Here is a 17,763-nt window from a genome sequence, read left to right as displayed (position 1 = left end):
GAAAAATGCGAAAGGAGCCCAACATTAGTTCGGCTCCTTTCAATTCTAATTTCGTTCTATTACATGAATAAATTCCCGCAGATAGTCAGGTAGATCAGGTGGACGGCGGCTTGACACGAGGTGTCCGTCGGTTACGACAGGTTCGTCATACCAAATAGCTCCTGCGTTTTCCATATCATCTCTTATACCAGGTGTACTCGTAACCTTTTTTCCGTTCAGAATTTTAGCAGAAATCAACACCCAGCCCGCATGACAAATTTGTCCAATTGCCTTCTCGCTCTCATTCATCTCCTGAATCAGCGTAAGAACTTCTGGAAAACGGCGGATCTTATCTGGAGCCCAGCCACCTGGAACTAGAATCGCATCATAATCCGCTGCTTTCACATCACCGTAGGCGAAATCACTCTCCGCAGGCACACCATACTTCCCTATATATTTTTCATTTGCTTTCTCTCCGGCAAGATGGACCACGGCCCCCTCTTCGCGAAGTCGTAAAATAGGATACCAAAGCTCTAAATCCTCAAATTCGTGATGGACTAAACTGATAACCTTCTTTCCTTGTAATCGCATGAAACCCAATCCCCTTCCATTATTAGTACTCTCGTTGTTTAAAAGCCAATCCTATGTACCAAGACTCGCTTATTCATCGTCCATGTTAAATAATGGTCGACAATTTATTCTAACACTATGTTCATTCTATAATCTCAAAATTGGTGTTGCAATGGCGAAGAAGATGATATTTAAGGAAAAAGCTTCCCCTGCAAGGAAGCAAAAGAACCGTCCCTCTGCTTACAAATTAGGGAAAGAGCCCTTCCATTTTAAACTTCTTAACATATGTTATTAATGAATAAGTTTATAAGGGAGGTCTATACAATGTTTGGTTATGGAGGTTTCTGTGGATACGGTGGCTATGGCTACGGTGGCTATGGATATGGCGGCGGTTTCGCTTTAATCGTCGTATTATTCATCTTGTTAATTATCGTAGGAGCAGTTATCTGTTTCTAATATCTATGTAGGAAGCCCTTGAAAAAGGGCTTCTTTTCATGGAAGACTTTCCTTTCATGGATGGAAGTCTACGCTTTGAATATGGTTTTGGCTGGCTACACTTTAGAGTATGCAACTGATTATATAAATCCCCAGGCGGTTAAGCCTTATTTTATTTTAATGCAAATCAGCTCTTGTCCATTCCGTTTTACCTTTTATACATATGCTATTACTACACCCGACAAACATATTGTTTCTTCCTCCCGAAAACGTCTGCCAAGCAGGCGTTTTTAACATTTAGGTAAATTCCTAATTTTGTCCTACATACGGACATTTGTCCAAACCCTCTTTAGCTTCAAAAAATATACTAAAGTGAAATCAGATATCTGGAATGATTGGTGGTGAAAATAATGGGCTGGTTTGGAGGATACGGCTTTGGTGGCTACGGTGGCTATGGCTACGGCGGTTACGGTTACGGTGGCAGCACTTTCGTGTTAATTGTTGTATTGTTTATTCTTCTTATAATCGTCGGTGCATCATTCTATTAATCCATGTTAGAAACATGGGGACGGTTCTCCTGCTTCCGAAGCAAGAGAACCGTCCCCGTGGTTTTTTTGGAAGATAATCTTACAGTTCCTAAGACATAGCATCCTTTTCCAAGTAAAATGCCAATTAATAAATAAAAATTCACTATATAAACAGGTAAGGAATGGTGATCATGCATTTGAAAAAAGCAATGGTAGGAGACCAAATTTTATCAATTAATGGCATTAAAGGTAAGGTGGAGAAAGTTGGAGAGAACTCAGTCATAATTGAAATTCTCGAAAATTTCTCAGGCCGAAACTTTGAAAATAATAGGACAGTTGTTTCTCATAAAAGATATGTAGTCCTATAGGGGATATAAAACTACTACTTATAATTCACTTGGCCCTCATGACATTTTCTTGATATCTAGTATAGAAGATTGTCGAGTTAGGTAGAATAATTTACAGAAATTCCCCTAATTTCCCGGAAAATTTTATGGTTATCGACACCTATGACACCTTTCCCCATGGTTTGCTATTAATCAAACATTTGTTTAAAACTGAACCCATCCGTGTGATTTCGGATTTTCTCTATCCTTTAGTCTAAAAAAACGTCGTAAGCTATCCTATTGTAGGTCTAGGGAGCAAAAGAACCGTCCCTATGCACCCTGCCTTCACTAAAAAAAAGAAGCATGAGAACCGTCCGCATGCTTCCATCATCTTACCTTTGTGTAGGCGGGTTTGCTTGTGTTTTTTGCTGCGTCGGTTGCTGTGATCACTAGGGTGATTCCTCGTTTTTGTCTTACGATTTTCACTTTGTAGTTTCCATATCTGTCTGCTTTACTTGTTCCGATGATTTTACTGCCGGATTTTATTGTGATCGTGCTGTTTGCCTCTGCTTTTCCTGAGACATAGCTGGAGGTCGAATACACAGCATTTACTTTTGGAACGCCAGGTGCAATCCCATCCTGAACCACCATCGTAGTAGCACTGCTTCTATTTCCCGCTAAGTCAGTTGCGGTTGCCGTTAGTATCACCCCTATTTTCTGAACGGGAATCTTGATAGTAAAATTGCCTAAAGTATTGGTATCACCATAGCCAATCTGAACGGAACCGTTATAGATTCTCACTTTTGATTTTGGTTCTGCTTTTCCTGTCACATAGGCAGTCGTATTTTTAATGACATTTACGATAGGTTTAGCTGGTGCCGTAACATCGGTTACGGTGACTTTGGTTTCCGTACTTACGTTTCCAGCAGGATCATATGCCTTCACACTAAGAACCGTACCAGCTTTTTGGATCGGTATCACCACTTTAAACAAACCACTGGAGGAGGCATAGCCTAGTAGCTTTGTACCGGAAAATACTTTTACCGTTGCCCCTGATTCCGCTTTACCGGTTACCTCCTTCGCATTGTCCCCCACTTTATTCACTTGAGGTGCTGCGGGCGCAATGACATCTTTTACCAGGGTGCTAATAGGACTTGCCTCATTACCTGCTACATCACTTGCAAACAGTGTAAGGGTTGTACCTTCCTTTTGAGCGGGAATCTTGATCGTGAATGTATTTCCAGCCGTCATCTCAGCAGATTTGATCATCTCGGAACCATTTTTAACGACGATTCTGCCATCTTCATTGGATATACCGGTTATGGAAGTGGATTTATTTGTAATAGCATCAACGAACACAGTCGGTGCTGTCACATCCTTAACCGTAATCAAGGTTTTTGTACTTTCATTATTAGCTAAGTCCCTTGCAAAAAGTTCTAATGTGGAATGAGCAGGTTGTTTAGAAATACTCGCTTCATAGTTTCCATTCTCCCCCACATTTGCTTGAGTCAGAACAACGCCGTCTTTTAAAATAACAACGGTCGAAAAGGGCTCTGATGTCCCAGTAATAGATGTAGACTGATCGGTAACCTGTGAAGCTGTTGGTGTCATAGGTGCAGTCCGGTCCTCTACAACAACGGTTGTTGGTTCACTAGGCTGCTGTCTCTCATTGAAGGCTGTAACCGACAAAGTGCTACCCGCCGCTTGAGTTGAAATCGGTATCGAAAATTCTCCTTTAGCATTGGATGTTCCTTCTCCTAACACTTCCGTTCCTTTAAAGACCTTCACTAACAAATTCTCTTTTGCCACAGTTCCAGTTACGAGATTACTATAATCGGAAACACTGTTAACAACCGGAGACTTCGGTGGTTCAAGCTTTTGAACCGATAACACGTATGGTGAACTCATGTTTCTTGCTTGATCAACCGCTAGCAGTTTTATTTCATCACCGGCCGTGTGCAATGGAACATCCATCTTAAACATTCCATCAGCATTGACCTTCACTGTGTTTGGCTGCTGCACGTTATTAATAAATAAGATAATGGTAGAAGCCGGTTCGGCTTTCCCATTTATAACCGTATCCCCTTCGAAAAAAGTGGAAACCTTATCAATTGATGGGGGAACCACGTCTGATACCGTTTGGATGATTTCAAAAACATTTCCGTTTTGGTCTGTCGCTTTTACAGTTAGTTGTGTTCCTGCGGCCTGGCGTGTAATTGGAAGGGCAAAACTGCCGTCAGCATTTGTCAGACCGGATGCCAGCAATTGGTCCCCTTTTTGAACAGTAATAGTCACACCCGATTCCGACTGCCCGATATACAGATCCTGATCATTTGAAAATTCGGATGGGTGAAAGATTGGTTTAATCCAGTCCTGTAAAGTATAGACAACCGGTGTACTTCGATTATTATTCTGGTCAACAGCAGTCACTTCAACAAGATCATCTTGCTGCCCCGTAAGTCCAAACCCAAACCACCCGTTCCCATCTGTTGTATATTCATCGGTGAGAAGATGATTCACTCGAACCTGGATTTTTATGTTCGGCTCTGTTACTCCTTGCAAATAGCTTTGATGATACAGATAGTTTAACTCTTTAAATACAGGCGCTTCCTGCTCTAATGGTGTACCAACTGTAACAGATGCCTGCTCCGACTTACTTTCTCCGTTAACAGCGTAAACCGTAAGTACGTCTCCCTCTACTTGAGAGGCAATCGGAATTTCAAACTCGCCGGTTGCAGAAGAAATCCCCGAGGCCAGCACTTCATTATTCTTTGCGACTTCAATAGTGGTGTCTGGTGTCGTTACACCTTTAATCGCCGTATCGTCAGGGGTCACGGAATAAACAAAAGGCTTCACAGGAAAGAACGTTTTTTCTACTGTAAAAAACACGGAATGACTGACTTCATTCGAATTATTAGAATAAAGCTCCACCTTAGTTCCCCTTTGCTGCCTTGGAAGGATAAAGGTGAATCGTCCTGCACGAACAGATTCTTCATACCAAACTTCATGCCCTCCAGAGGTCGTCACCTTTAAAACAGCTTTTGCAGCATTCTTGGCAACTCCCTTAATATACGTGGAATTCCCCTCTGTAATAACCCCTTCCTCCAGATAGGGTTCATCAATTTTTGGCAATTCAAAGTCGATTGGAAACGGTGTTGCAGCGATTGGCTCCGCCAAAAGTTTATCTCTGGAACCACTGTAATCATTACCATCTAAGATGGATGCATAGATTCTTGAGTAAATGGTGGTGCCCCAATAATTGTTTGGAGCGATAATAGTTTTAGCACTGTCACCCCTAAGGTCAATATGCGTATTCTTATTTAAAAAATTATTTTTTTCAATCAGTAGATTAGGTTCAGTACAAGTATACCGATTGCACGAATGAATGATATCCGTTACCTCTTCATTGTAAAAAGTATTGCCTGTAATAGTAATTCTGCCTGCTCCACTGGTTAGATTCAATGTTCCTTGAGTATGGAAGAGGTTTTCTTCAATGAAACTATCACTTTTCAGCTCTGATAGATCAATAGTGCCCAAAGAAAATTTACTCCGTACCATCGTGAAGGTTGAATTTTTCCTCACCACGGCTGCAATTCCACTCTTATTCCAGTCAACGTATTCAAGAAAAATGGTACCTGCATTCCAGCTGGAAATATAAATATTGTCCAGAGTAATAAGTTCCTCTTTTGTCCCTTGTGATTTTAGGGTACCATCCACAACAAAGGAGTTTCCTTTACCAATAATTTGAACGCCTGGTTCAATCGTTAACGTTGCACCAGGTGAAATGGTTACAGAACCGCTCATAACATAGGGAGAGTTACTTTTGGTTAAAACGGTATCTGTTGAAATGGTCCCGGAAAGGGATGTTCCAGTCACAGTTGAGGCCTCCGCCGTGCAGGGAAGGGAATAAAGAACAAGTACAATAATAAATGTCCAAGAAACAATCTTTCTATAAATCAGTGAATATTTCATCCTTAATCTCCTATTTGCAAAGTTCCTAGATTAATAATAATCAATTATTTGAAAACTTGGAAGCGGATTCCTTAAGGAAATTATTAGAAGCATAGGGACGGTTCTCTTGCTTCCTATTAATCAACTTGAAATGTTTGCACCATTCCAGGAACGACATTCTCTATGCAACCATTAGTCTGTAAGTTATTTTACCTCCCTTGACCTAATTGTATCGATGATCTTCTTCACCTCAAAAAGTAACAAATAAGAGATAGATTTCAATAAAATCAACCCAGAGTCGCCCTAGGCTATTTTGTGTTTTCCGTTTAAAAAATAAGGGTCACACCCGTAACTGCAAGTTATACATATGTATTAGTTACCGCAATATACCCCTCAACTATTAAAAATATCAGAGAGAATTACTAAATCATCCCATTTCCTTTCAGTTTTTTTTAGAGTTCCTGATTAAAACGCTAACGACTTAGGGTTTTCGGTTGAATGGGACGCATTTGCACGTTTTCAGAAGGACTGTTTAAAGTATTTGTAATAGCTTTTTTAACCAACATGGCAATTTAGTTTAAGAAAATATAATGACTGTCCTGTATTATTGATTTTGATATAGGTGTATATCTACAAGTTGGTTAAGCCATAAATTTTCGAATCGTCATTCTTTATATTCAATTACACTTAAAAACCTAGGCTTAAATAAAAATAAGGGTCCCTCTCGAATGAGATTGACCCTTATTTGTTAAGCAACAATATTCTTGCTTACTAAAAGTTCTCTGTCACTATTTGATGCTGGTTCATACCCTTTTTCAATAAAAGTAACAATTGTCTTCTTATTACAAGTCCAACACTGGACTAAGTTATAAATTCCCAGTGTAATGATGTGTAAAAAGAAACACTTGAAGAACTCCGACCACATACCTCTGAAAACATATACCCATGCTCCAAAGAAAAACTGTGTCCACGAAAATCCTACTTTTACTTCCTTAACTACCCCTACAGTATTTTTTAGCTTAACTTTTGCCATAAAAATTTTTCACTCCTACATAGTATCTAATAAATTGGGAATAATTACATTATTAACATAGCATAATTCCCAAATTTAAAATGTCGAATATTGTTGAAAAACAAATATATTTAGTAGATTTAGGATTTTAGTCGTATTTTTCGTGTGAGAGTTTTTCTGTTTTTATTTTCTTCTTATTAAAATAAAGGGTTGCATAGATTATTGGTTTAGTATATTCCTTCTTTTAAGCTCCTTCACTAAAACTAGGTGGAATAAGGTTAGCTACACCAGAAGAGCTCTTTGGTTGATTATAAAATATAATCCCGCTATCTCCTTGTACCTTGTCTGAATCAGTTGAAAGGAACGCTCATTGAACCCGGCCTTTTATTGAAGTTTGTGGACCATTCGTAAATGGATGATATATCAGCAATCCATAAAAAGAAGCATGAGAACCGTCCCCATGCTTCTCTGGCTTCCATTTAATCAACTTGAAATGTTTGCACCATTCCAGGAACGACATTCTTTATGAAATCATTGGCTTGCAGGTTATTCTGCGGGATTGGTGCTACTGAATACGAATAAATAATATCATTTTCTTCAGCAAGTTTAACTTCCACTCCAGCGTTCAATGAAGCCCACTCTTGTTTCTCATACATATGGAAACTAACCAATAAAGGTTTATCAGCAGACTTGTAATATATTTTGATTTCAGATAACCATCCCTGCCCCTCTGAGTAATCGGCTCTCTCAAACGTCAAACGATCGAGCCATTCTTTTGGAACCGCAAAATGGAAGCCTTCCGACACATAAATCATCCTAGAATCATTGGGTCTTGCGATATTAATCCCATGACTTTGGAAAAAGGCAGCGTTTAATACGCTTTGAATATCCGAAAAAGAAAGATGATACTGAAGCGTCCCTTCAGCGAAAGAGGCATATTCATAAGGTGGAAAATACATCATTAAGCCGTCCTTCGTTAAATACACCTGTTCTAAATCATCCGAACTAATTTGTTTAAACTCCCCCATCCCCTCCAGCGTATGAAAAACATCCTGTTTCAGGACGAGTTCGCTAATGAGTGGTTGGGTTTGCGGCGAGCCATTAAATAATTCCTTTGGCTCAACAATTCTGCCATTATCCAGGTCAACCAAGATCGGAACACGAGACGGCATGCCATGTGCAGCCCCGCTTAGATAAAAATATTGGTCATAAACAAAGCTGATCAGATGGTCATTCTGAAAAGTGATTTTGTATGTTGAATCAAATGATGATGGCGTACTTGGATCCTCATTTGTCATTTGACTCTCGTCGGCCGCATTCGCTTTTTTCTTCAAAGTATCATTAATTTGCGCTTGAGCGTTTTTATCCTTCATGCCTTCAATTTCCGGATAAGTAATATTGATAATCGGGGAGCTTTTCACAATGGACTCATCATGAATTTTTATGATTTGGTTGGTGGTTTTCGATTGATTGGTAGGTTTTACTTGTTGATCAGTCGTTTTTCCCGGTTGAGCGTCAGGTTTTTCTGTTCCATCGGCAGGCTTCTCCTGCTGTCCTCCGGTTTTTTCCGATTGATTGTCTTCAATTGCTTGTGGTTGTTCTGAAACAGGCTTTTTTTCTTGGGTACCGCTGCAGCCTGCAATGAAAAAGACAACAATTGCCATCGCTAATGTCCATTTCAGTTTCATCCGCTCACTTCCTTTTAGGATCATCATAGTAAATTTCCAGTTTCCCTAGAATAGGTAATCATACAAAGTTACTCAGTTTATGATATGTTATCCGGTCTTCGTTATATCTCTAACTGTCTATAAAAATAATGTTTTCCTCCCTGGTCTCATTTTTTCTACATTTAGGATAATAAGCTTTCACTCTCCCCTTTGTTCAGGATAAAGTAACGGAGGCATAATTTTTAGCTTCCGATATAGTCGGTGCGGGGAACCGTTTATAAATAGAGACAGTATTCCTATACCCAAGCAAAAAATGCCCTAAGCACTTATAAGTGTCGGGCATTTTTCGATTCATTAATTACATATAATTTTCTTTAAGATATTTCGCGGCATCATTGTACAAGCCGCTTTGGTTGGAATACTTAATATAATTTTTAATGGTGTTCAGCCATTCAATCGTAGTGGGCTTGGTGTTTTCAATAATCTCCAGCAAATCATCCATCCCAAGAGGACGTTCTACACCAGTTTCCATAATCTCAGCTATGATATTTTCAATCGCACTTTCAACTACATTCTCAATATCCGCTCCGGAAAAATGCCTTGTTTTCTCAGCAAGAATAGTAAAATCCAGTCCATTCTCGACGGGCTTTTCTGCTAATTTCAATTTAAAAATAACCTTTCGGGCTTCATGATCAGGCGGGCCCACAAAAACCAACTTATCAAATCGTCCTGGTCTCTTAAAAGCGACGTCAACATCCCATGGCATATTGGTAGCACCAATAACAAGCAGTTTATCCGTTCCCGTGTTAATGCTTTGCATCTCGGCCAACATTGTATTCACAAGTGTACTCATGTGTTCAGAATGCGCTTTGGTCCTGCTGTAGCCTAATGAGTCCAGCTCATCAAAGAACAATACAGCTGGACGATTGGCGCGGGCGGTCTCAAACACATCGCGCATCTTTTGCTCACTGACACCAAAGTAAGGATCCAAAATATCGGTAATATGGATCGGATAAAAAGCTGCTCCACATTCCCCAGCAGTCGCTTCAGCAATAAAGGTTTTTCCACATCCGGGGGGTCCATATAATAAAATGCCTCCCCCCAACTTTTTGCGAAACTTTGCAAACAGGCTTGGATTCACAAAGGGCTTGATAATTTTCATTTCGATTGTTTTTTTCAACTCGTCAAGTCCGCCAACATTTGAAAAAGTAACCCTTTTTGGCAGCCGCTCCTCGATTGAAACTACTTTGCCATGTATCAATTCCAATTGAACCGGTAAGGGTTCGGGTTCGGGTTCGGGTTCGGGTTCCGGATCAGGCTCGGCTTCAGATTCGAATTCGGGCTCGGGCTCGCTCTCTAGCAAATATTTTTTTAGACTAGCAATCACCAAATCTTCCATTTCACGATCCTTCAAAGATTTGGAAAAGGCATTCAAGCCTTCAGCAAGCTGATTCTTTTCGAGAAATTCTTCCCCCAATAAAAACCAAGCCTGCACATTTTCCGGGTCCTTTTCAAGCATGGCACGATATAATTTATATTTTCCCATAGAAAAACCTCTTATAAAAGAATGGAGTAATCCAGGTATAGATACACAGCACAATATAGATTGCTGAAAATGGTAAAAGCACGATATATTGCTTCAAGAAGATGAAAAGAATGGCGATAACCAAAAACAACGAGTAGATGACAGCAGGTCCTCCAGCTTTTTTGATTAAACGCTGCGGAAAAAATAGTGGATGTGTCAATCGGTCGTACTCTTCCAAAATTTTAAGGAGATCCGAATTGGTTGGATCTAGTAAAAAAGCTTGCCGAAAATACTCCATGGCGGCTTTGTCCTCATTTTTCAAGGCATGGAAAAGGCCTAAATTTACCAGATTCATAATTTCACTGCTTGCACTTTCCATTACATTTTGAATAAAATGCAATTGTTGATTTTGGTCAGATTTTGCAAAATAATACTGAAGAATAAGCTGATTTACTTTTTCACCATATGGTGCAACCCTTTTCGCTTCTTCCAGTAATTGTAGCGCTTTATCTTCAAAACCAGCCTTCAACATCATGTATCCATATGTGGCAAGGATATCACCATTTTCAGGTTCAAGCGCAAGTGCAGATAAATAAGCTTCTTCAGCCTCTTTAAATTTTTTTTCCTCTTCATACGTAAGTCCAATCAGGTAATAGGATTGGACCGTATCAAAACCGTTGTAAAGCGCCTGCTCACACATTCTCCTAGCTGATTCATAATAATTTTTTGAAAAGTGAACAACAGCCATATAGTAAAAAGCATCCGGATCCAAGGGATTAACTTCAAACAGTTTTTCAATGGAAGGAACCGCCTTCTCGTAGTGACCCATTTCAAAATAATGTTCTATTACCCTCGTTTCCTTTTCCTTTATCATCCCAGTAAACCTAAGGCCAAAACAATGAGTTCGACTACCCCGCCAAGCAAAATCCATACAATGGCCGGCTTTAATATTTTAGTGATTGTTCCATTCGTCACCATATGCTGTTGAAATGGCTTTGTCAGAATGGCTCGATAAGCTAAAAAGAGCAAAATGGATGAAAGTTTCAAGAGGTATCTCATTGCCCTGTCTTCCATTGATAACGTCCCATTGGCGAATAAATAAATGACGGCACATTCGCCAATTTCCAAAATAATGCCTAGGATGATTAATAGATTAATGTGCAGCTGTCGGACGTTCAGCCACTTTGCGTTTCTTGTACCTAAAGCCATCAAAGGAATCGGTCCGCCGATAAAAGCGACCCATAATAGGCGATTAATATCATAGGTTTTCGTTTCCCTCCAATCTTTCTCAATGGACGGCTGTAATAATTCATTCATATTAGACATAATGTCCCCCTTATATTGCAAATCTACAATTCTAACATTACTTATTTATGGAAAGAATGCAATCTAATTTTTTGACAATCTATCTAAAAAAAATGCCCCTATTTATGGTAGGTTAAAGTGAAGAGTGTCAATGATGACCATGGTTTCGGTTATTGATATAACTTGAGTGTGCAATGTCCGGAGGTCTTCTAAAGACGTTAAATTTGAACATTCTGTGCCAATAAGCAATATACGTCTCATTTTTCGAACGAACCATTACATACGTAACTATTCCCTATAAATTCTATGATTACAATTAATAAATAGTAAGGGAACTATTAAATCGATGAAATGGGGTTTTATTTTGATCAATCCACAATTAAAAATAGGACATATGATACCAAAATTTCCAATCATGCAAGGCGGTATGGGTGTAGGAATTTCTTTAAGCGGCCTCGCGTCTGCGGTTGCAAATGCTGGGGGAATTGGAATTATTTCAGGAACCGGAATTAGCGTCGATGAAATGAGATTGCATATAAGGAAAGCAAAAGCCAGTATTAAGGAATCCGGCTATATTGGAGTTAACGTTCTTTTCGCAATGAATGACTTTGCTGAAAAAATGAAAGCAGCCATTGAAGAGAAAGTTGATTTCATCATATCAGGCGCTGGAATTTCAAGAGATATGTATGCTTGGGGCAAGGAAGCCGGCATTCCAGTCATTTCGATTGTGTCTTCCGCCAAGCTTGCTAGATTATCAGAGCGACTTGGTGCTGCAGCAGTGGTCGTAGAAGGCCATGAGGCAGGCGGACACCTTGGTACGGATAGACCTTTGTTTGATATTTTGCCTGAAGTAATTGAAGCCGTTCAAATACCGGTTATTGCTGCTGGAGGAATCATGACCGGGGAGGATCTTGCACGAGCCATACGTTTAGGGGCTTCTGGGGTTCAGATGGGAACTAGATTCGTAGCCAGTGAAGAATGTGACGCACCATTATCATTTAAAGAAAAGTATGTACAGGCTCAACAAGAAGACACCATTTTGCTAAAAACAACCGTTGGTCTCCAGGGCCGTGCCATTAAGAACCAGTTTACTAAACTTGTATCTGATGATAATAAGGTAAAAATTAAGAAGTGCCTGGATTGCCTAAAAAATTGTTCTTATCGCTTTTGTACACTTGATTCCTTAGTAACTTCCATGAATGGAGATTGCGACAACGGTCTTGTTTTTGCCGGTTCTAGAGTACATGAAATCAAAGATATACTTCCAGTTAAAACAATCATCAACAATATTATGAGTGAATATAAAGCTTGTCTGTGAATTTGAAAGGTATTTCCCCCTATTATGCTGTTGGTTTTAAGTTTCTAAGGGGATCCATTTGGGGCTATTTTTTTATAAAAGGAGAATAGCTAAAAAGGCGATACAGTGATTTGTGTCGCCTTTCATTTAACCTTTTTAGTCAGGGAATTATGTCACTCAAGCAATATATAATACCGTCTCTTGTTTCATCAATGAAGCTTGTACATCTATAATACGCTGATTACTGCTTCCGCGAAAAGGTCTCTTCGGTTCCATCTTCTCGATTAAAAACCTTCCATCTACTACAATGTCTACTTCCTTTAGAAATGCCTGTACATCAGAATTCCTTTCAGCCCAACGTAAAAGTTCTTCAAATGTAAAGCCTGTATAAGACCAAATATTTAATCCCTTTGCTTTTACACGTTTCACTAACGAAAATAGCTCTTTACAATAAAGAAAAGGTTCTCCACCGGATAGTGTTAATCCATCTAAAAACGGATTCATCATAATTTGATTGTAAATATTATTTTCCTCATAAGGTTCACCATAGTCTTGATCCCAAGATTCTGGATTATGACATCCTAGGCAATGATGAGGACATCCTGATACGAAAAGAACCGCTCTCCACCCTTCACCATTCGAGATAGAATCAGAATAAAATCCGCCGATTTTCAATTTCTTTTCCCTCCCTTTTAGGAATGAATGACTCGATCTCGAAGTTCTGCCTTTTTTCCCTCATTCCATTTGCCTGTTGTTCCAACCAAATAACCTGTAATACGTTGAATCACATCCAAATGATCGCTATGACATCCTTCACATTCTGTTGCATCGGCATCGCTCGTTTCGTGTCCACAATCCAGGCAACGGCAAATCGTATGATTTAAGCTGAAATAGCCAATATCCAAATGATGTGCCATGAGCACCATCTTTTCTAGCGCCTGCCAGTTTTCAGAGGCTTTTCCATCTAATTCGATATAGGCAATATGTCCGCCTAATGTTAAAGCATGATATGGTGCTTCAATGGTCATTTTCTTAACAGCGGAAATATGATACCAAACTGGGATATGGTTTGAATTGGTATAATATTCTCGAGTATTGATTCCTGCAACTTTCCCAAAACGCACTCGATCAAGTTTGGGAAACCTTTTACATAACGATTCAGCGGGTGTAGCAAGTAAGCTATAGTTAAGTTGATGACGTTCTTTTAGTTCCGTACATTTATCTCGCATAAAGGTGACGATTTCCAACCCTTTTGTTTGTGCTTTATCCGATTCTCCGTGATGTTTTCCCATTAATGCAAGTAAACATTCTGCTAATCCAATAAATCCAATCCCTAAAGTAGATTGATTCATCACTTTTTTAATAGGAACTTCCGGTTTTAATTCACTTCCACCTCGCCATAAATATTTCATGACGGTTGGGAATTGTTTCGCTAAAGCTTGTGTTTGGAAATCATAGCGTATTTTTAATTGTTCTCCGACTTCTTCTACTAAATACTCTAGCTTCCCATAGAAACGAGCCCATTTCTCATTTTCGGAGAGCCCTTCTTTTTCTACTTCTTCGAGTGTCTCTAATGCAATCCGCACTAGATTAATAGAAGTAAAAGAAGCATTACCTCTACCGATTGATGTTTTTTCTCCATGAATGTTTTCAAAGACACGAGTACGGCAACCCATTGTAGCTGCTTCATATCTATAACAGCTTGGGTCCTCAATCGTCCATTTTTCATGCTGATTAAAAGGCGCATCTAGGTTGATAAAGTTAGGAAAAAAACGTTTTGCTGTTACACGACATGCTAATTGAAATAAATCATAGTTAGCATCGCCCTTTTTTAAGTTGACACCGTCTTTTATTTTAAAAATTTGAATCGGGAAAATGGCCGTTTGCCCATTGCCAACGCCACGCTCTGTTGAAAGGAGCAGCTGCTCCATCACACAGCGCCCCTCTGGAGAAGTATCTGTCCCATAATTAATGGAAGAGAAAACGACTTGATTCCCGCCGCGCGAATGAATGCTGTTCATGTTATGAATAAACCCTTCCATCGCTTGATATACAGTATTAATTGTACGATTTAAAGCATGTTGAATAACTCTTTCATTTCCGGCCAAACCATCCAAATCTTTTTCTTTATACATAGAAATAGGAACAGCTATTAATTTGTCAAAATCACTTCCCGAAAATTCACAAGCCTTCTTCAATTCTTTTTCATACGTTACTTTAACAAATGGAGCCATATAGAAATCAAAAGCTGGAATCGCTTGCCCTCCGTGCATTTCATTTTGCGCAGTCTCAAGAGAAATACATGCCATTACGGCTGCCCCATGAATACCATTAGGGCGACGCAGTGCAGCATGATTAACCTCCATTCCATTTTCGAGTATTTTATCAAGCGGATGTTGTACACAAGTTAGACTTCGAGTTGGATAATAATCAAGGTCATGGATATGGATCGCGCCCGTTCGATGCAAGAAATGATGCTCCGGTTTCAGTAATTCAGTTAACGAATAAGCTTTTGTCGTTTCACTTGCGAACTTCATCATCATACCAGAAGGCGTCTCTGCACTCATATTGGCATTTTCCTTCGTAATATCATTTGACTCCGCTCTTATAATCGATGCCATCGTATCAAATGATTTTGCATTTCTAGCTTTTGTTCTTTCTTCACGATATAAAATATAGGCTTTTGCTACGTCTGTTCTATCACTCTTCATTAGTTCAATTTCTACTAAGTCCTGGATTTTTTCTACTGAAATTTGACTTTTTTTGATTTTTCTATTCAACCCTTCTAATACCTGTTCTGCAAGGTTTGCTGTAACTCCTTGTTCTGTAGCTTGTTGAGCCTTTTCAACAGCCTGTATTATTTTTTCAGGACAAAATGGAACAATATATTTGTCCCGTTTGATTACTTCTAGTATTTTAATTGTCGTTGGCAAAATCGTCACATTCTCTCTTAAAAAATATGTATGAAACAATAAAAAGACCACCTCTTCAAAAAGAGATAGCCTAAAAATGGAAACGTTCAGTAATATAAAATGACTACGTCTCCATTTCCCAACCCCCGAAGAAATGTTTAATCTGTTTTTTATAGGCAGGTCTCCTGGCTTTGCTTCATTCTCCGATTCCCTTCCCACGCGAACGCATAGTGGCATTGAATCATCGTCAGCTTTACAGTTGCGGGGACAGCGTCGGTATTGCACCAAACTTCCCTATTAAACTACATCTAGTAGTACCTATACAAAACGAATAGCATATATAGTTTTTTAATCGTATTAAGTGTATCACCCATCAAATTAAAAGTAAATCTTTATATAGCAGGCTCCTTAAGGTTGCTTTTTCTACTTTTACTTATGATACAGTTCTTTCGTAACGCATCTAGATGGGGTTTTCTCTAAATTCATCTCTAACACCGCACCCGTTTAACCAGCAGTTCGTACAAAATTTGAAAAAATCGTGATTCCTCCAATTCCCTATTGTACTGAATGGGACAACAGTATGGGCGAATCGTATCCACAGTGCATGCAGCGCCAATGTTTGTTTAAGAATGTTTTTCACCATATATTGAAAATACCACAGCAGAATAAGCTGTGGCATGCCCAAAATTTTATGATTTTTCCTTTTAAAAAGGAGCTGCCCTTTTGTCACTGGGCAGCCCCTATCATAAAATGCCGATTATGTAATAACCTGTTGGCGGGCCAAAGGTCTAATTGGCTTTCTTAAGATATTCGTTATCGTTCTTTCCTTTGTCACGGCTCTTAATCTTATAGGCCACAATTAGAAATCCTAACCATGCTGGAGCAAGATAAAGGGATACACGGAAATCCGGAATGAACCACATTAATACGATAAGCATTCCCAAATAAGCCAATGTTACATAATTGGAAATCGGGTAAAGAGGCATTTTGAACTTTAACCGGCCCACTTCATCAGGACCAATGATTCTTCTGAACTTATTATGAGTAATTAAAATCATAATCCAGTTGATAATAATGGCTAAAACCGCTATGGCCATGACAATCCCAAATACTTGTCCCGGTAAAAATGCGTTTAAAATAACCGCGATCCCTACAATAACGGATGAGAATAATACACAGTAAGTTGGAACGCCAGTTTTTCCAACCTTTTTCAAAAACTTCGGTGCGTTGCCTTGGTTAGCCAGACCGAAAAGCATGCGGGCATTACTGTACAAGCAACTGTTATAAGCAGAGAATGTGGCAGTAAGGACGATAATATTTAAAATGGATGCCGCAGCTGGAATTCCCAACTGATCAAAAATCATGACGAAAGGGCTTCCCTTTAAACCTACTTTATCCCAAGGGAATAACGTTACCAATACAAGCATGGAACCAACATAGAAAATAAGGATTCGGTAAAGTACCTGATTGATGGCTTTAGGAATGGTTTTATCAGGGTTTTCCGCTTCACCGGCAGTAATACCAATCAGCTCGACACCGCCAAATGCAAAGGTTACGACTACTAACGACAACATTAATCCCTTAAACCCTTTCGGCAGGAATCCGCCGTGTTCCCATAGATTCGAAAACCCAATTGCTTCTCCACCGTGGCCAAAGCCGAAGAAAATGATGGCAAAACCGAAAAGAATCATCATAATAACTGCTAAAACTTTAATAATAGCTCCCCAAAATTCTATTTCGCCAAAAGCCTTTACTCCAATTAGGTTTATACCGGTAATAATCAGAAACATGACAAATCCGGACACCCATTGCGGAATATTAGGGAACCAATAGTTCACATAAATCCCCACCGCGGTTATTTCAGCCATCGATACAGCCACATAACAGAACCAATAGTTCCAGCCGGAAATAAATCCCGCCATGTCTCCCCAATATTTATGAGCAAACGTACTGAACGCACCGGAAACCGGTGTATGCACAGTCATTTCACCCATGCAGCGCATAACAAGGAAAATAAAAAACCCGGCAAGTGCATACGATAACATGACTGCTGGTCCCACAATCCCGATGGTCGATGCCGAGCCATAAAACAAACCTGTCCCGATTGCCCCTCCAAGAGCGATCAACTGAATATGTCTGTTTTTGAGTCCTCTTTTCAATTCTTGGTTTTCCCCCATATTTCCCACTCTCCAATTTGTTTTTCAAACGAATGATTAGCAAAGCAAATTTGGATCTGAAATAAAAGAAAATCAGGTAA

15 protein-coding genes and 1 riboswitch are annotated in these 17,763 nt (G+C 39.4%); of the genes, 5 read left to right on the top strand and 10 right to left on the bottom strand.

Going from position 1 to position 17,763, the window contains the following annotated elements:
• Positions 1-45: 45 nt before the first annotated feature.
• Positions 46-570 (bottom strand): type 1 glutamine amidotransferase domain-containing protein, encoded by a 525-nt coding sequence (locus tag V7077_RS09005; protein WP_335500571.1) that lies wholly within the window; start codon positions 568-570, stop codon positions 46-48.
• Between the two features lie 303 nt (positions 571-873).
• Here V7077_RS09005 and V7077_RS09000 point away from each other — a divergent pair, with 303 nt between their 5' ends.
• The 4 genes from V7077_RS09000 to V7077_RS08985 all read left to right on the top strand — a co-directional run bounded on the left by V7077_RS09000 (position 874) and on the right by V7077_RS08985 (position 1,879).
• Complete coding sequence (locus tag V7077_RS09000) at positions 874-1,005, top strand: YjcZ family sporulation protein (RefSeq protein WP_335500569.1); 132 nt, start codon at positions 874-876, stop codon at positions 1,003-1,005.
• A 75-nt stretch (positions 1,006-1,080) separates the two neighbouring features.
• Positions 1,081-1,278, top strand: coding sequence for a hypothetical protein (locus V7077_RS08995; protein WP_335500567.1), 198 nt, complete (start codon positions 1,081-1,083; stop codon positions 1,276-1,278).
• A gap of 116 nt (positions 1,279-1,394) precedes the next feature.
• On the top strand, positions 1,395-1,532 hold the full coding sequence (locus V7077_RS08990; RefSeq protein ID WP_215041678.1) for a YjcZ family sporulation protein: 138 nt from the start codon (positions 1,395-1,397) through the stop codon (positions 1,530-1,532).
• Positions 1,533-1,693: 161 nt separating this feature from the next.
• A complete protein-coding gene (locus tag V7077_RS08985) occupies positions 1,694-1,879 on the top strand; it encodes a DUF2187 family protein (RefSeq protein WP_335500564.1) in 186 nt (61 codons plus the stop codon).
• A gap of 345 nt (positions 1,880-2,224) precedes the next feature.
• Here the strand turns inward: V7077_RS08985 and V7077_RS08980 are convergent, their stop codons facing one another.
• From V7077_RS08980 to V7077_RS08955, 6 genes are all read right to left on the bottom strand, one after another.
• Positions 2,225-5,809, bottom strand: a complete 3,585-nt coding sequence (locus V7077_RS08980; RefSeq protein ID WP_335500562.1) for an Ig-like domain-containing protein — start codon at positions 5,807-5,809, stop codon at positions 2,225-2,227.
• A 727-nt stretch (positions 5,810-6,536) separates the two neighbouring features.
• Entirely contained in the window at positions 6,537-6,821 is a 285-nt protein-coding gene (locus V7077_RS08975) for a hypothetical protein (RefSeq protein WP_335500560.1), read from the bottom strand.
• A 458-nt stretch (positions 6,822-7,279) separates the two neighbouring features.
• Positions 7,280-8,488, bottom strand: coding sequence for a DUF3298 and DUF4163 domain-containing protein (locus tag V7077_RS08970; RefSeq protein WP_335500558.1), 1,209 nt, complete (start codon positions 8,486-8,488; stop codon positions 7,280-7,282).
• A 337-nt stretch (positions 8,489-8,825) separates the two neighbouring features.
• A complete protein-coding gene (locus V7077_RS08965; RefSeq protein ID WP_335500556.1) occupies positions 8,826-10,013 on the bottom strand; it encodes an AAA family ATPase in 1,188 nt (395 codons plus the stop codon).
• Positions 10,000-10,866, bottom strand: a complete 867-nt coding sequence (locus V7077_RS08960) for a tetratricopeptide repeat protein (protein ID WP_335500554.1) — start codon at positions 10,864-10,866, stop codon at positions 10,000-10,002. Before V7077_RS08960 ends, V7077_RS08965 begins: the two co-directional genes overlap by 14 nt.
• Entirely contained in the window at positions 10,863-11,318 is a 456-nt protein-coding gene (locus V7077_RS08955) for a hypothetical protein (protein ID WP_335500551.1), read from the bottom strand. Before V7077_RS08955 ends, V7077_RS08960 begins: the two co-directional genes overlap by 4 nt.
• Positions 11,319-11,643: 325 nt before the next feature.
• Between V7077_RS08955 and V7077_RS08950 the strand changes: the two genes are divergently transcribed.
• Entirely contained in the window at positions 11,644-12,615 is a 972-nt protein-coding gene (locus V7077_RS08950; protein ID WP_335500549.1) for an NAD(P)H-dependent flavin oxidoreductase, read from the top strand.
• A 156-nt stretch (positions 12,616-12,771) separates the two neighbouring features.
• Here V7077_RS08950 and nrdG read toward each other — a convergent pair whose 3' ends face one another.
• From nrdG to V7077_RS08935, 3 genes are all read right to left on the bottom strand, one after another.
• Positions 12,772-13,269 (bottom strand): anaerobic ribonucleoside-triphosphate reductase activating protein, encoded by a 498-nt coding sequence (nrdG, locus tag V7077_RS08945; RefSeq protein WP_335500548.1) that lies wholly within the window; start codon positions 13,267-13,269, stop codon positions 12,772-12,774.
• Between the two features lie 17 nt (positions 13,270-13,286).
• Positions 13,287-15,566 (bottom strand): anaerobic ribonucleoside triphosphate reductase, encoded by a 2,280-nt coding sequence (locus V7077_RS08940; RefSeq protein ID WP_335500546.1) that lies wholly within the window; start codon positions 15,564-15,566, stop codon positions 13,287-13,289.
• A gap of 98 nt (positions 15,567-15,664) precedes the next feature.
• Positions 15,665-15,843, bottom strand: a riboswitch (cobalamin riboswitch).
• 451 nt (positions 15,844-16,294) lie between these two features.
• Positions 16,295-17,683 carry an amino acid permease gene (locus tag V7077_RS08935; protein WP_335500544.1) on the bottom strand — a complete coding sequence of 463 codons (1,389 nt, stop codon included), beginning with the start codon at positions 17,681-17,683 and terminating at the stop codon, positions 16,295-16,297.
• Positions 17,684-17,763: the final 80 nt, after the last annotated feature.

This window comes from Neobacillus vireti (assembly GCF_036962465.1).
In the GTDB taxonomy this organism is placed as follows: domain Bacteria; phylum Bacillota; class Bacilli; order Bacillales; family Cytobacillaceae; genus Neobacillus; species Neobacillus vireti_B.
Note: the sequence above shows the minus strand (reverse complement) of the source record. Positions and strands in the feature narration are given on the sequence as shown.

Bases quoted from the DNA above. Each gene is read 5' to 3' on its own strand.
- V7077_RS08965 (WP_335500556.1), bottom strand. From the start codon at position 10,013: ATGGGAAAATATAAATTATATCGTGCCATGCTTGAAAAGGACCCGGAA.
- V7077_RS08935 (WP_335500544.1), bottom strand. From the start codon at position 17,683: ATGGGGGAAAACCAAGAATTGAAAAGAGGACTCAAAAACAGACATATT.
- V7077_RS08990 (WP_215041678.1), top strand. From the start codon at position 1,395: ATGGGCTGGTTTGGAGGATACGGCTTTGGTGGCTACGGTGGCTATGGC.
- V7077_RS09000 (WP_335500569.1), top strand. From the start codon at position 874: ATGTTTGGTTATGGAGGTTTCTGTGGATACGGTGGCTATGGCTACGGT.
- V7077_RS08960 (WP_335500554.1), bottom strand. From the start codon at position 10,866: ATGATAAAGGAAAAGGAAACGAGGGTAATAGAACATTATTTTGAAATG.
- V7077_RS08985 (WP_335500564.1), top strand. From the start codon at position 1,694: ATGGTGATCATGCATTTGAAAAAAGCAATGGTAGGAGACCAAATTTTA.
- V7077_RS08950 (WP_335500549.1), top strand. From the start codon at position 11,644: ATGAAATGGGGTTTTATTTTGATCAATCCACAATTAAAAATAGGACAT.
- V7077_RS08970 (WP_335500558.1), bottom strand. From the start codon at position 8,488: ATGAAACTGAAATGGACATTAGCGATGGCAATTGTTGTCTTTTTCATT.
- V7077_RS08975 (WP_335500560.1), bottom strand. From the start codon at position 6,821: ATGGCAAAAGTTAAGCTAAAAAATACTGTAGGGGTAGTTAAGGAAGTA.
- V7077_RS08980 (WP_335500562.1), bottom strand. From the start codon at position 5,809: ATGAAATATTCACTGATTTATAGAAAGATTGTTTCTTGGACATTTATT.
- V7077_RS08955 (WP_335500551.1), bottom strand. From the start codon at position 11,318: ATGTCTAATATGAATGAATTATTACAGCCGTCCATTGAGAAAGATTGG.
- V7077_RS09005 (WP_335500571.1), bottom strand. From the start codon at position 570: ATGCGATTACAAGGAAAGAAGGTTATCAGTTTAGTCCATCACGAATTT.